We start from the raw sequence: 14,414 nt of genomic DNA on the forward strand, positions 1-14,414 counted from the left end.
TTATGAAGAATAGAATTGTACGTGGTATTGCTGGTAGTTTTATACTTATTAGTTTAATCTTAGCTATTAAAGTAAATATTAATTGGTTATGGTTTACTGCTTTTGTAGGTGCCAATTTATTACAATCATCATTAACCAAATGGTGTTTAATGGATGATATTTTAACCAAGGTTTTTAAAGTAAAAGAGTAACTATTTATACTACAGAATAGTTTAACATGAGTTGAATCTTTTTATACAATTGTGGAAATTGTTGCTGTAAATCTTTTGGAGTTTCAAAAAAGTGCTCCATAATTACAGCAACAAATTCCAATTTATTTGTTAATGCATATGCTCTAAAATAACCTGATGATTTAATTCTTTCAGCATTCGCTTTATCATCCATAAAACTGGTTATTTCTTCAAATAAACGGTAATAAATTCGGGCACTTACATCTTTCGATTTTCTTCCATGAAAGGTTAACGCATGTGAAAACTCATGAATTCCTAAGTTTAAATTATCATTCAATACAATATCTCCTAACAAAAAATCTTCCCAAGAAAACACAATAGATTTTAATCTTGGGTTAAACTCTCCTTTATGATATTGTTTAGTTATTGTTGAATAAAAACTAGTAGGATATATTATAATTTTATCGAAAGTTGTTGTAAGGTATTTACGCATTCCGAAAGTTAATTTAATATACGATGCTGCTATTAGAACTTTTGCTTCTGGAGTTAAGTCAAAATCATCTCTTTCAACAAAATCATAGGTTCTGATAAACTTGGTCAGTCGATGTTCAAAATACACTTTTTGTTTTTCACTTAGTTTTTTATAGAACCTTACATTTTCAACTAAAAACGCTTTCTTTTTCTTAGGCAATTTCTTCTTTATTGGGTAAAAATGCACAAAAATAGGTTTGTTAAAAATAGATACATAAACGGACTCAATAACATTAACTCCAACCCCAATAAAACCAATAAAAATGGCAGTATATTTAATTAAAAAAATAGGTTTCATATCAATTTTGAAAAAATCAAATATAGCTTATGTAACTTAGGTTACATTACTTAACAATAGCTTTTTTTAATTTTACAATCAGTTAAGCAACCTTTCCCCAATATTTCCCTTAAAGATAAAAAAACAGCAGAGAGCTTATCTTCTGCTGTTTTAATTTTTACTCTGTCTCATAAAAAAGGGCTAGAAAAATAACTTTTCCAACCCTCTTCAAAATAAACAGAAATTTATAAAAAACTACTTTTCTCTACGCAATCCTTCTTTTTTTAAATAGCTTAATAATTCTTCTGGCCTATCAGTCATAATTGCATTTGCTCCATTTTTTATTAACCAGCCCCAAGATACTTCTGGTCCTTCTAATAGAGCCATTTCGTCTGTTCTTCCTGCAACTAATGCATCCCAAAGTGGGATATTTAAAACAGTTATTCCTTTTTTATTTAATCTTTTTATTTCTTTAAAATTTTTAGTGTTTGTACTTGAAAAGGTAACCTCATAAGCTATAGGTGATAATTTTTTGTTATAATCCTTCACAAATTCCTCTGGGTTATCAGTATTATCAATTAGTATAGGCATATATATGATCTCTTTCATTAAATCTCCATACTTTTTAAGCATAAAATCAACCGTTTCTCTTCCTTTAAAAATTGCTTGATTTACTGTTCCAGTTTCTTTTAAAACCTCGTAGGCTTCCCTTACAGTATTTCCTTCAACTTTATCTAAATTAATCATTATTTTCCCTTTAGCTAACAACATTATCTCTTTAAGTGTAGGTATTTGTTGCCTAGAATGTCTTACTCCGCAGGCATTTTTAAGTCTTAACTTTTTAATTTCTTCCAAAGTCATATCACTAACTTTTCCTTTACCATTGGTTGTGCGATCAACAGTTGTATCGTGAATAGCTACTAAGTGCCCATCTTTAGTTAAACGTACGTCTATTTCAACAATATCGACCCCTAAATCAATACACCTTTGTACTGCCATTAAACTATTTTCTGGTGCGTACCTCCAATCTCCTCTATGTGACACAACCAAAACATGGTTCTTCTGAGGCTTTTTTAGCTGTTCTAAAACTAAAGCTGCCTTCTCTAAATTTTTTTCTTGTGCATTAGAATCACTAACTACACTGAATAAAAACAATGCAGTTATTATAAATACTATTCTTTTCATTTTTTGATTGTTTTTAAAATAGTATGGAGTAAAAAACTCCATACTATTTATTTTAATTATGAAGTCCTTTACTTCTAAGGTAATCTAATAACAACTTCGGTCTATCTGTTTGAATAATATCTATATTGTTCGTAATAAACCAATCGTAAACATTTACATCTAAATATGCTTTCTCATCATCATGACCTCCATTATGTTTAGCCCATAATGAATTAACCCATACACTTGCTCCTTTATTTCGAATAGTTTTAAATTTTTTTATAAGCGAAATTGTATCTTGAGGGACAGTAAACTCAAACGCTAAAGGAATATCTCCTTCCAAATATTCATCTATTGTTTGTTTTGCATTTGGGTTTGCCAACCTTACAATTGGCATGAAGTTTACTTTATCTAAATACTCTCCAAACTCATTTTCTACTTGTTTTTTAGACTTCGCTCCTTTTATAATTATCTGATCTAATGTTTGAGTTTTTTTAGCAACTTCATAACATTTATCGAAAATATCGTAACTCTTATCTAAATTAACCAGTATTTTACCTTTACATAAGTTTAAAGCTTCTTCTAATGTTGGAATTTTATTTGAAGTAGCCACTCCTAAACCATCTAAAAGCTGTAAGGTTTTTAAACTATCTAAAGTCCATTCATTTACTGCTCCTTTACCCTTAGTTGTTCTATCTATAGTCTTATCATGCATCAAAACTAAGTGACCGTCTTTTGTTTCTCTTACATCAATTTCTACCATATCAACCCCCATATCAATACAGCTTTGTATTGCTTGAAGTGAATTTTCTGGAGCATTTCTCCAATCTCCTCTATGAGCTACAACTATAACTTCTTTATTGGTTGAATCGTGCAAATTAGCGAGCAAACTTTCTAGTTTACTTAGCTTTTTATTAGGCTCTTCCTCATTTTTTGATTCAGTGATTTTTTTACAACTTACAGCGCTGACTAGGAGTATTGATAATATTAAACTCTTAAATTTCATCATTTAATTATTTTTAAAATTAGTACCCTGGATTTTGTTGTAAAGCTGGATCTGCTGCTATTTGACTTGCTGGTAAAGGCATTAATAGTTTAGTATTATCCGAAATACCTAATACCTCAGAAGCTCTATTTTGTCTTAAAATATCAAACCAACGATGTCCTTCCCAAACAAGCTCCAATCTTCTTTGTAAATCAACTTCAGTAAATACTGATGACTTATCTTCCATTCCGTTATAATCTTCTAACCCAACTCTATTTCTTATCTGATTTATATAGTTAATGGCATTAGTTTGATTTCCTAACTCATTTTCAACCTCAGCTAACATTAAAAGTACATCTGCATAACGCAATACTACCCAATCACTTTCTGCATCACCTACCACAGTAGTTGGAACAGCTATTTTATTATTATATGCTACTCCTGATTCTAAAGTACCTACGTATACATCTTTACGTTTATCATTATTTTGATATAAACTATAAAAATCTGACTTTAAAACTCCATGTCCTTTAGTTCCTGTTAAATTCCCAACGACTCTTCCTGTAGGATTAAACATTCGATAAGCATCAGATCCTTCACTATTTGAATTTATTCCTGAAGAAAATTGTACTGCAAAAATAATTTCTTCATTAAGTTCATTACTTGTTGAAAACACCTCATTTACATCTACTAAATTGTGCGCTCCTGAACTTACTACTTCTTCTAAATGTAATTTTGCTTGATCGTAATTTTGAAGCGTTAATTCCACCTTACCTAACAATACTTGTGCTGCAGATTTAACTACTCTCATCTTATTACTTTCACTTCTAACAGGAAGTAAATCTATAGCTTCAGATAAATCTTCTGTTATCTGAGTATACACTTCATTTGCAGGTGTTCTTTCTTGTCCAAAAGAATCTTGAGGATTAATAATTTCACTAGTTATCAATGGAACGTCTCCATAAATCCTTACAAGATTGAAATAATATAGTGCTCGTATAAACTTCATCTCTCCTATTCTATTTTTACGAGTTTCTTCACTGTTATATTCAATATTTTCTATTCTATTAAGAACAATATTCGCTCTTTGAATTCCTTTGTAAGCATCTTTCCAAATATTAGCTATCAATCCACTTTGAGCTATTACGTTATAATCATCAAGTTGTCCGTAAACACCTCCGTCATTAGCGGGTGTTTGGTCATAAGCATCTTCACCAGGAAGCTCTCCTATCGCAGGTATTGCTGTATCAAAGTTTCCTGTAAACTGTAAAGAAGCATAAACAGCATTTACAGCTTCTTCTAGCTCTGCTTCGTTTGAATAAAAATTATCTGCAACCTTACTGGTATTAGGGTTTTGTATCAGTTCATTATCGCACGAAGCAGTAACTAATGCAATAACAATTAAAAAATATATTGTACGTTTCATTTCTTCTTTATTTTATTTGTTAGTAAGTTACTCTTACTCCTACTAAATATGTTTTTGCTACTGGGTAATTTCCTCCATTATTAAAACCAGAGGTTAAAATATTCCCTGAAGTTCCGTCAGGATTCCACCCTCTATAATCTGTTGAAGTAAAAAGGTTATTTCCTGATACGTAAACTTGTAATTTTGAAAGCTTAAGTTTATTTAAAAGAGACTCAGAAAAATCATATGCTAAACGAACATCTCTTAATCGTATATAATCTCCGTTGTTTCTTTCAACTACAACTGAACTTCTCAATAACTTTCTCGAATTAGAAAAGTTTCCAAAGTTTGGTTGCCCTAAAAATCCGTTCGGATTGTTTTCTGGGTGATACCTATTTTCAAAATAATATGTGGTTGGTACAGCAAAACCTTCTCCTGATTCTGTTAAGCTTGACATATCTCCATCCATTAACGTTCTTCCTTTTACTCCGTTAAATCCAAAGCTAAAAGTAAATCCTTCATACTGTAAATTAGCCCCAAAACCATATGTGAAATCTGGCATATATGATCCTTTTGAAACTTTATCATCTACATTAATTACTCCATCACCATTCATGTCTTTCACTTTATAATCTCCTGTTAGCGTTCCTGGTAAATGAGGTGTATTATCTATTTCTTCTTGGGTCTTAAAAACTCCATCAACTTCATAACCGTAAATTTCTGCAATAGAGTGCCCTACTTTAGTTACAAAATTTTGATCTGTTCCTGTAGCTATTTCTTTTTGCCCTGGACCAAGAGCTAGTACTTTATTGTTATATGAAGTTAAGTTTGCATTGAATCCAACTTTTACATTTCCTAAAGAAAAATCTTGTCCTGACAATTGAAGCTCTAGCCCTTTATTTTCCATTTCTCCAATGTTTGCCAATACTGTAGTATAACCTGTTTGTTGAGGCACTGGTACATCTAACAACAAATCGCGTGTATTAGTTTTGTAATAGGCAGCACTTAAATTTACTTTATGAAACAGCCCTAAGTCTAATCCTACATTTAAAGAAGAAGCTACCTCCCAACCTAAATCTGGGTTAGGAGCCGTTGTGGTAATATACCCTGGAGCCAACCCTCCATCAAATACATAATTAGAATCTGTTACCAATGCTTGAGAACTGTAATTCCCTATCTGATTGTTACCTGTTTGTCCCCAGCTACCTGAAATTTTTCCAAATGTGATAATATCTTTTAGCGGGAAAAACTCTTCTCTATTAAATACCCATCCTGCCGAAACTGATGGAAAATACCCCCATCTATTATTACTACCAAATCGAGAAGATCCATCTGCCCTTATAGCTGCCGAGAATAAATACTTTGAATTATAATCGTATTGTACACGAGATAAATAGGATTCTAAAGTCCAAATATCAAGAGTATTATCAACGGTAAACGAACTACCTCCTGCAATGTTTTGAATATTATTATCAGCAAACCCTGTAGCTTTCACAGTAGTACTGCTTATTTTTTCTTTTTGAAAAGTATGCCCCACAAGTACATTCAACGAATGCTTGTTAGATTTTAACTGATAATTTAAAGTATTTTCAACTAAATAATTATATCTATTTAATTTACGTTCAGTAGCATCTGCATCACTTCTAGGTGCAGGTGTACGATATGATCCTACATCCGATGGGTAATAATAGTTTCGTACATACGCATCATAATCTCCTCCCATTGAAAACTTATATTTCAAATTTTTGAAGATTTCAGCATCTAAATAAATATTACCAAAAGTTCTAAAACGATCTTTTTGATCGATAACTTTTCTTGAAGTAGCTACTAAATTTTCAACAGGTGTTCCATTAATACGTACTCCTTCTATTTCTCTTTGTTCATTAATTAACTGATCACTTATATTCAAGCTTCCATCAAACTTGTACGGAGAATAAGAAGGAAAATTCAAAGGAATAAGCGCTAAAGCTCCAGAACTTCTGCTACTCTGATTTAAAGCATCTTGAACTGTAAACGTTGGTTTAATATTTATTCCAAATTTTACTTTATCTGATATTTTTGAATCTAAATTTAAGGTTGCCGAATAACGTTTTAAACCACTACCAATTACAATACCTTCTTGGTGAAAATATCCTAAAGAAGTATAATACCTTGTTTTTTTATTACCTCCAGAAATTGAAAGATCATAATTATACATTGGAGCAGCCCTAAACGCTTCATTCATCCAATTTGTGTTGATTAATCCTTGCTCTCCATCAAGGTAAGGTTGTAGATAATCTAAATACAACTCTCTTCCGTCAATATTTCTACCATTAATTTTTTTAGTTACCCTAACTGAGTTTGGGTCACTTTCACTTCTGTTTAAAGGATCTTTAGAAACATAGCCCCAGTTACGAGCTTCAGTTAAAAATTGAGCATGCTTATAAGCATCTACAAGTTCAACTCCAGAACTTTGTTCTTGTATTCCCATGTAAGTGTGTAACGAAATAGAAGTTTTTTGATCTGATTTACCTTTTTTTGTAGTTACTAATATTACTCCATTTGCTGCTCTGGAACCATATATTGCTGCTGAAGCGGCATCCTTTAAAATACTTATATCAGAAATATCATTTGAATTTATAGAGTTTAACGAACTTCCTTCTGTTAACGGATAACCATCTACTACAATTAATGGATTCGCACCTGCAGTTAATGTTCCTGTACCTCTAATTACAATTTGAGAAGCAGCTCCTGGTTGTCCATTGAACTGATTTACTACTACTCCAGACATTTTACCTGCTATTTGTTGCTCTATAGAGGCTGAAGCTACTTTCGTTAGTTCTTCATTTTTTAACTCTCCTACTGCACCAACTACTTTAGCTCTAGATTGTTCTCCATAACCTATAATAACAACTTCATCTAATACTTGAGCGTCTTCTAATAGAGTAATGTTAAAAACTGTTTCTGAACCAATATTAATTTCTTTTGTTTCAAAACCAACAAAACTTACAACTAAAGTTTTAGCTTCGTTTGTTAACTCTAATTGAAAATTCCCATCAAAATCTGTTGATACACCTATAGATGTTCCTTTTATACTCACTGTAGCTCCAGGTAAAGGCTCACCTGTTTTATCAACTACTTTTCCACTAATTTTTTGTTGAATTGTTTTTTCTTTCTGTTGTTCTCTTTTTCCTATGATTATATTATTCTCTTCAATTTTATAATCAAAACCTACTTTTTTAGAAAGATCATCAAGAATTATAGTAACCTCCTTATTTTGAAAGCTTACAGTGTATTTGTTAGAATTATTTGCGATGTAATCTCCATAAGTAAATTTAAATTGTGTTAAATTTGTCATTTGCTCAAAAACAGTTACTAGAGTAGCATCATTGAGTTCTAATGAGATTTTTTCATTGTCTAGGTTTTTAGAAAACCCGTAATTTGCCTGAAAAATCAGGAATATGCCTATTACAAACAGGCGTGTTTTTTTAAATTGTTTCATATTACATTTAGGTGTTGATTTTTTTTCGGATTTCAATACTTATCAATAAGGACCTGTTCCAGCAGGTCCTTTTATAGTTTAGCTGTTATTCTGATATCATTATTATAATTTTTAAGTTCTACTTCGTTTATATAATTAATTCTGTCAATCAATTTTTCTAAAGATTCATTTCTCTTTATATAAAAGGCGTATAACTTTTTAGCCTTTAGGTCTTCATTAGAAAAAATTATTTCTTTTTCATATAAAGTTTTAAAAACTTCAGATAATTCTAAAAGTGTAATTTCTTTAAAAGACACTTGTTCCATTGCCCATAAATTATGCGCAACCGCCTTTGTTTTTCCTTTATAAAATGTATTATGTTTTCTATTAAATATTGCTAATTCATCTGGTCTTAAAAACTCTTTCTTTGATGAATTTTGAACACTCACCAAACCTGTATTAACACTTATTTTAGTTATAGAATCGTTTGTTTTAACTGTGAAAGAAGTCCCAAGAACTCTAGTTGTTACTTCATCTGCTTTTACAGAAAATGGGTATAAAGAATCTCGTTTTACTTCAAAAAAAGCTTCTCCTGTAAGCGTAAGATTTCTATTAGTAGCAAACTTTTCGTGATAACTGATTCTTGAGTTTTCTCTTAATGTAATTTTTGACCCATCTGGCATCTGTATCGTCTTAGGGAGAATATCGTTATTCGCTATTTCTACCAAAGATGAAGAATTGTTCTTTTGAAAAAAGAAAGAGACTCCTAAAGCTATAATAAATAAAGCGGCTATCCACTTATAGTTATAAGTGATTATCTTTACCTGATTTTGTTTACTCTCAATTCTTTTCTCAATTGCTTCCCATACAGACTTTTTAAGGTTATTTTTATCTAAATAATGAACTTGATCTTGATTATTAAAAGACTCTTCTAAAATATCTTCTAATAGCTCTTCGTTTTTTAAAGCTTCTTTTAGTTCTTCTAGCTCATTTTTATGCAAGCTTTTATTAGTAAGCTTTTCTAGCAAATATTTTATTCGTAAATTTTGTTTCATACTCAACTCTTTCTTATTAATAAAGAGTGAGCTTTTAAAGAAATCCCTTACTTCTAAAGATTAAGATAAGGTTAATAAGAAGTAACCAAAAAAATACAACAAGTTTGCTTTAATTCGTAATGTATCAAAAGCTTTTCTAAGATGGGCTTCTACAGTTCTTTCTGATATATTTAATTCTAACGCAGCTTCTTTGTATGATAAGCCTTGTAGTTTCACCAATTCTATAACTCTACGTTGTCTACTTGGTAGTGTATTTAAAAGTTTGTTTATACTAGGTATATTTGAATTACTATCTGACTCAGTTTGTAGTAATTCTTGTGTTTCTTTATAATATAATAAAGCTTCAGCTACTACTATTTTTTGTTTGTACTCAGCAATACATTTATTGCGAATTACTTTAAACAAATAAGCTTCGAAAGATTCCCAGCTAGGTGTAAGTGTTTTTTTCCTTTCCCATAAAATAACAAATGAATCTTGTATTATTTCTTTAGAAAGTTCAAAATCAGAAGTATGTTTAAATGTAAATGAGAATAATTTTGCGTGAGTTTTATCATAAAACTTTTTAAAAGCCTTTTGATTCCCTTCTATTATTTCCTCAATTACATTCACTATTTTAAAATTGAGGTCAAATGTATTTTCTTTACATTTCCTTATCTACTACTTAGTATTAAATAATCGTAAAGCTTAAATAAAAAAACCTGATAATAATTATTATCAGGTATATAAATAGTTAGCGACCCAGAGAGGACTCGAACCCCTAACCCTCAGAGCCGAAATCTGATGTTCTATCCAGTTGAACTACTGAGTCTATAAATTTTATTAAGCTAATTTAGCTTTTACAATTGCTGAGATAGTTTTTCCGTCTGCTTGTCCTGCTAATTGTTTAGAAACAATTCCCATTACTTTACCCATATCTTTCATTCCCTCAGCACCAACATCTGCAATCGTTTTTTCAACGATTTCACCAATCTCATCATCACTCAACGCCTCTGGCAAAAACTGCTCTAAAACAGCTGCTTCAGCTAATTCTGGTTCTGCTAAATCATTACGTCCTTGCTCTGTAAATACAGCTGCACTATCTTTACGTTGTTTTACTTGCTTTTGAACAATTTTTAACTCTTCTGCTTCTGATAACTCCCCTGCCCCTGCTTCTGTATTTGCTAACATAAAAGCCGATTTTAAGGCTCTTAAAGCTGTTAAAGCTACTGTATCTTTCGCTTTCATAGCTTCTTTCATTTTATCCATTACCTGTTTTTGCAAACTCATAATTTTATAATTTTAACTATTAAAAAAAATCCCGATAAATCGGGATTTTAAAAATACGTGTTATTCTTTTATTAATCTACATTATCGTGTAAAAACGAGTTATTTGATCGTAATAAATCGTTATTATCCGTATTTAATGCTGTATCTGATTTACTAATATCTGAACCAGAATCAATATCAACTCCTAATCTTTTATAAGCCGGTTGACGCTCAATTTCATCTATATTTTTACTTACTTGATCGTTAAACTTATAGTTAAAACCTTTCATCTTTTCACGTCTTTCTTGTGCTCTTTTTTGCACTTCAGAAATTGTTAAGTCTAACGGAGAAACTTCTTCGCTTGAAGTATTAATGTTATTAATTTCCTCTTGCGTTTTAGATTTTACTTCAAAACGTAATTCTTCTTCTACTTCATCTTTTATAATAGGTGTAGAACTTTTGCCTATGGTTGGTTCTGCGTTAAAATCATCTAAAACATATCGTTTTTCTACCTTATGAAATTTAATTTCTTGTGCAGTTACTTCAATATTTTTAATCTCATTTGTAGTTTCAACTAAATGAGAAGCTGGTTTTATTTCTTCGTAAGAATTCAACGGTAAATCAAACAATAAATCTTGTTGAACTGGTTGTTGTCTTACTTCTTCTTCTACTTTTGGCTCAGCTATATTTGTAATAATAAAATCGTCTTCTGAAATAGTTTCGATAGCGATTTCATCGTACACTACATCTATATTTTTAATAGCCTCTGTTGTAGGAATTAAATTCGATTTAGGCTCAACAATTTCCTCTTCTAATACATGAACAACTTTATCTGTTGGTTTAGTAGGTAAAGGTTCATTTATACTAGGTGAAGTTTGAATTTTCTGATCTCCAAAATTGTAAGTAGCTTTTTGCTCATCTTCTAAAGTATGAACAATCTTTTTTACTTCTGTATTAGTAATATTTCCTTGTTGATCAGCAGCAAAACCCGTTGCTACAACTGTTACAGCTATTCCGTCTTCTAATGATTCGTCTTCACCAATACCCATAATAATATTGGCATCATATCCTGCTTCATCTTGAATATAATCGTTGATTTCTCCAATTTCATCTAAAGTAACTTCATTACCTCCAGAAACAATCAACAACAATACATTCTTAGCTCCTGTAATTTTGTTATCATTTAATAACGGTGAATCTAACGCTTTTACAATTGCATTTTTAGCTCTGTTAGCTCCAGTTTCTTTTGCAGACCCCATTATCGCAGTACCACTATTAGACAATACCGTTTTAGCATCGTGTAAATCGATATTTTGTTTGTAGTGATGTGTAATTACTTCTGCAATACCTTTTGCCGCTGTAGCTAAAACTTCATCTGCTTTTGAGAATCCTGCTTTAAACCCTAAGTTACCATAAACTTCGCGCAGTTTATTATTATTGATAACAATTAACGAATCTACATTTTTACGTAGCTCATCAATTCCTTTTTGAGCTTGTTTTGAGCGCATTCTTCCTTCAAATTGAAATGGCATAGTAACGATTCCTACCGTTAAAATATCCATATCTTTAGCAATTTTGGCAATGATTGGTGCTGCACCCGTACCGGTACCTCCACCCATACCTGCGGTAATAAATACCATTTTGGTATGCGTACTCAACATTTGTTGAATTTCTTGAATACTTTCAGCCGCTGCCTGTGCTCCTATTTCAGGGTTTGCACCCGCACCTAACCCAGAGGTTAAATGTGCTCCTAATTGTACTTTATTAGGAATTGGACTGTTTTCTAATGCTTGTGCATCTGTGTTACAAATTACGAAATCTACTCCGTGAATTTGCTTGCTATACATGTGGTTTACTGCGTTACTTCCTCCCCCACCAACACCAATTACTTTAATGGCATTCGATTGTGTTTTCGGCATGTCGAATGAAATGTTATCAAATTCTGCGCTCATAATAACTTTTCTTTTTTTTTTTATTCTTATTCAATTTACACTCTCCTTCTTAGGGGATTAATTCGGAGTAGTTTTTTATATATACTTTTACTCTGCGTTATCTAAAAACTCTTTAAATCCTTCAGTGAATCGCTTGGTAAACTTTTCAAAGATTGATTTAGACTTTTCTTTCGCTGGTAGTTCCTTCTCTTCTTGAGCTTCTTCTATAGCTTCTTTTTCTTCTTCAATAGCTGGTTCTTCAAACACTTCTGGAGCTTCTTCTACTGCTACTACTTCACTTTCTTCTTTTTTCAATCCTTCCATTAACAACCCTACTGCAGTTGCAAATGCTGGACTTGATAAGACTTCATCAGAATCTCCTGCCAAATGTTCATTTGGATACCCAATACGAACGTCCATTCCAGTAATATATTCTACTAACTGACGTAAATGTTTTAATTGAGCTCCTCCACCTGTTAAAACAATACCTGCAATGAGTTTTCCTTTTTGAGTTTCGTGTCCGTAGTTTTTAATTTCTAAGTACACATGCTCAATAATTTCTTGTACTCTAGCGTGTATTATTTTAGATAAGTTCTTAAGCGTAATTTCTTTTGGTTCTCTTCCTCGTAACCCTGGAATAGAAACAATTTCAGTTTCTTTATTTTCTCCTGGCCATGCAGAACCAAATTTTATTTTTAACAACTCAGCTTGCTTTTCAATAATTGAACAACCTTCTTTAATATCTTCAGTAATTACATTACCTCCAAAAGGAATAACTGCTGTATGACGAATAATTCCGTCTTTAAAAATAGCTAAATCTGTTGTTCCGCCACCTATATCAATCAACGCTACACCTGCTTCTTTTTCTTCTTGACTTAATACTGCTGATGCTGATGCTAAAGGCTCTAATGTAATATCAGATAAATTTAAACCAGCACTTTTAATACACCTTCCAACATTTCGGATAGAAGATACTTGACCAACAACAACATGGAAGTTAGCTTCTAACCTACCTCCATACATTCCTATAGGTTCTTTAATATCTGGCTGACTATCTACCTTAAACTCTTGAGGTAACACATGAATAATTTCCTCACCAGGTAACATTACTAATTTATGAACCTGATTTACTAAGTTTTCAATATCATTTGCATCGATAACTTCCTCAGCCTTTTCTCGTGTTATATAATCACTATGATGCAAACTTCTTATGTGCTGACCAGCAATACCTACTACAACATTTTCTATTTTTTGTCCTGAAACACTTTCAGCCTCGTCAACAGCTTGTTGAATGGATTGAATGGTTTGTGTAATATTATTAACAACCCCTCTTTTTACACCTAAACTTTTTGCTTTACCAATACCTAAAACTTCAAGTTTTCCGTATTCGTTTTCACGACCAATCATGGCAACAATCTTGGTTGTACCAATATCTAAACCAACTGCAATTTTATTGTTTTCCATCTTGATTTTGTTTTGTGCACACAACTTGGTTGTGGTATTTTACATTTATCGTTTTGTAATTACTTATAGTTTTATCTTTAAGAGCTTTGTTATAAAACGCTGTTAGCTTTTTAAACTTTTCTGCTGCATCTTTAAACTCACCAAAAATTATCTCATAATCACCGCTACGAACTGTAAATGTATATTCGTTTTGGGCGTCTTTTTGAATAGCAATAATTTCTTTAGCGAAAAAACTATTACTATTAATTGTTTTTATTAACGTTGTTAATTCTTTGATTTCTTCAGGTCCCCTTATTCCTGAAACTAACGGTACTCTTGCTGAAAAATTTGTTGATAAAGGTATTTCTGCCCCATATTTATCAACATAAAAAGATTTGTTCTTATCAACAATTCGAGCTATCGGTGTTCGTTGTTTTATTAATGTTTTTAACACCCCATCTACAGTTAAAAACACCGCTGTTTTTTCAACATACGGATTCGCCGAAACATTAGCCTCCAGAAAGTGTAAATCTACCAATCTTTTCGGTTGGTTTTTAACAAATTCATTATTTTGTATTAACAATTTATCAACCATACTGTGCGTCAAAAAGTTATTATCACCTGCTTCAAACTCAACCACGGTGTTTTTTACCTTTTTTAAGCCATTTCTATTGGTTGTAAAGCCATACAAGAACGCCAAAAACATCAACAACAAGAAAAAAGATAGATAAGTTGCTACTTTTTTCAT

General features: G+C 31.6%; 12 protein-coding genes and 1 tRNA gene. 1 reads left to right on the top strand and 12 read right to left on the bottom strand.

Going from position 1 to position 14,414, the window contains the following annotated elements; translation table 11 throughout:
• The first annotated feature begins 2 nt into the window (after positions 1-2).
• Complete coding sequence (locus C8N26_RS00570; protein WP_028891241.1) at positions 3-191, top strand: YgaP family membrane protein; 189 nt, start codon at positions 3-5, stop codon at positions 189-191.
• A 4-nt stretch (positions 192-195) separates the two neighbouring features.
• On the opposite strand, the gene C8N26_RS00575 is transcribed toward C8N26_RS00570, so the two are convergent.
• The 12 genes from C8N26_RS00575 to C8N26_RS00630 all read right to left on the bottom strand — a co-directional run bounded on the left by C8N26_RS00575 (position 196) and on the right by C8N26_RS00630 (position 14,414).
• Positions 196-999 carry a zinc-dependent peptidase gene (locus tag C8N26_RS00575; RefSeq protein WP_120185590.1) on the bottom strand — a complete coding sequence of 268 codons (804 nt, stop codon included), beginning with the start codon at positions 997-999 and terminating at the stop codon, positions 196-198.
• Between the two features lie 234 nt (positions 1,000-1,233).
• Positions 1,234-2,163, bottom strand: coding sequence for a glycerophosphodiester phosphodiesterase family protein (locus C8N26_RS00580; RefSeq protein ID WP_120186051.1), 930 nt, complete (start codon positions 2,161-2,163; stop codon positions 1,234-1,236).
• A gap of 52 nt (positions 2,164-2,215) precedes the next feature.
• Positions 2,216-3,151 carry a glycerophosphodiester phosphodiesterase family protein gene (locus C8N26_RS00585; protein ID WP_120185591.1) on the bottom strand — a complete coding sequence of 312 codons (936 nt, stop codon included), beginning with the start codon at positions 3,149-3,151 and terminating at the stop codon, positions 2,216-2,218.
• A gap of 16 nt (positions 3,152-3,167) precedes the next feature.
• Entirely contained in the window at positions 3,168-4,553 is a 1,386-nt protein-coding gene (locus C8N26_RS00590) for a RagB/SusD family nutrient uptake outer membrane protein (RefSeq protein WP_120185592.1), read from the bottom strand.
• Between the two features lie 19 nt (positions 4,554-4,572).
• Positions 4,573-8,013 carry a SusC/RagA family TonB-linked outer membrane protein gene (locus tag C8N26_RS00595; protein ID WP_120185593.1) on the bottom strand — a complete coding sequence of 1,147 codons (3,441 nt, stop codon included), beginning with the start codon at positions 8,011-8,013 and terminating at the stop codon, positions 4,573-4,575.
• A gap of 71 nt (positions 8,014-8,084) precedes the next feature.
• A complete protein-coding gene (locus C8N26_RS00600; RefSeq protein ID WP_120185594.1) occupies positions 8,085-9,047 on the bottom strand; it encodes a FecR family protein in 963 nt (320 codons plus the stop codon).
• A gap of 60 nt (positions 9,048-9,107) precedes the next feature.
• On the bottom strand, positions 9,108-9,656 hold the full coding sequence (locus C8N26_RS00605) for an RNA polymerase sigma factor (RefSeq protein WP_170141609.1): 549 nt from the start codon (positions 9,654-9,656) through the stop codon (positions 9,108-9,110).
• 125 nt (positions 9,657-9,781) lie between these two features.
• Positions 9,782-9,855, bottom strand: a tRNA-Arg gene (locus C8N26_RS00610).
• An 11-nt stretch (positions 9,856-9,866) separates the two neighbouring features.
• Entirely contained in the window at positions 9,867-10,313 is a 447-nt protein-coding gene (locus tag C8N26_RS00615; RefSeq protein ID WP_120185596.1) for a GatB/YqeY domain-containing protein, read from the bottom strand.
• Positions 10,314-10,384: 71 nt separating this feature from the next.
• Positions 10,385-12,244, bottom strand: a complete 1,860-nt coding sequence (gene ftsZ, locus C8N26_RS00620) for a cell division protein FtsZ (protein WP_028891244.1) — start codon at positions 12,242-12,244, stop codon at positions 10,385-10,387.
• A gap of 87 nt (positions 12,245-12,331) precedes the next feature.
• The gene (gene ftsA / locus C8N26_RS00625) at positions 12,332-13,687 is read right to left on the bottom strand and encodes a cell division protein FtsA (protein ID WP_028891245.1); all 1,356 of its coding nucleotides are present in this window, start codon (positions 13,685-13,687) and stop codon (positions 12,332-12,334) included.
• The gene (locus tag C8N26_RS00630) at positions 13,674-14,414 is read right to left on the bottom strand and encodes a cell division protein FtsQ/DivIB (protein ID WP_028891246.1); all 741 of its coding nucleotides are present in this window, start codon (positions 14,412-14,414) and stop codon (positions 13,674-13,676) included. The genes ftsA and C8N26_RS00630 overlap by 14 nt, the downstream gene beginning before the upstream one ends.

The sequence above is a fragment of the Tenacibaculum lutimaris genome (assembly GCF_003610735.1).
In the GTDB taxonomy this organism is placed as follows: Bacteria; Bacteroidota; Bacteroidia; order Flavobacteriales; family Flavobacteriaceae; genus Polaribacter; species Polaribacter lutimaris.

Excerpts from the sequence above, each read along its gene's own strand:
- C8N26_RS00575 (WP_120185590.1), bottom strand. The coding sequence starts at position 999 with ATGAAACCTATTTTTTTAATTAAATATACTGCCATTTTTATTGGTTTT.
- C8N26_RS00630 (WP_028891246.1), bottom strand. The coding sequence starts at position 14,414 with ATGAAAAAAGTAGCAACTTATCTATCTTTTTTCTTGTTGTTGATGTTT.
- C8N26_RS00585 (WP_120185591.1), bottom strand. The coding sequence starts at position 3,151 with ATGATGAAATTTAAGAGTTTAATATTATCAATACTCCTAGTCAGCGCT.
- C8N26_RS00615 (WP_120185596.1), bottom strand. The coding sequence starts at position 10,313 with ATGAGTTTGCAAAAACAGGTAATGGATAAAATGAAAGAAGCTATGAAA.
- C8N26_RS00595 (WP_120185593.1), bottom strand. The coding sequence starts at position 8,013 with ATGAAACAATTTAAAAAAACACGCCTGTTTGTAATAGGCATATTCCTG.
- ftsZ (WP_028891244.1), bottom strand. The coding sequence starts at position 12,244 with ATGAGCGCAGAATTTGATAACATTTCATTCGACATGCCGAAAACACAA.
- C8N26_RS00580 (WP_120186051.1), bottom strand. The coding sequence starts at position 2,163 with ATGAAAAGAATAGTATTTATAATAACTGCATTGTTTTTATTCAGTGTA.
- C8N26_RS00590 (WP_120185592.1), bottom strand. The coding sequence starts at position 4,553 with ATGAAACGTACAATATATTTTTTAATTGTTATTGCATTAGTTACTGCT.
- ftsA (WP_028891245.1), bottom strand. The coding sequence starts at position 13,687 with ATGGAAAACAATAAAATTGCAGTTGGTTTAGATATTGGTACAACCAAG.
- C8N26_RS00600 (WP_120185594.1), bottom strand. The coding sequence starts at position 9,047 with ATGAAACAAAATTTACGAATAAAATATTTGCTAGAAAAGCTTACTAAT.
- C8N26_RS00570 (WP_028891241.1), top strand. The coding sequence starts at position 3 with ATGAAGAATAGAATTGTACGTGGTATTGCTGGTAGTTTTATACTTATT.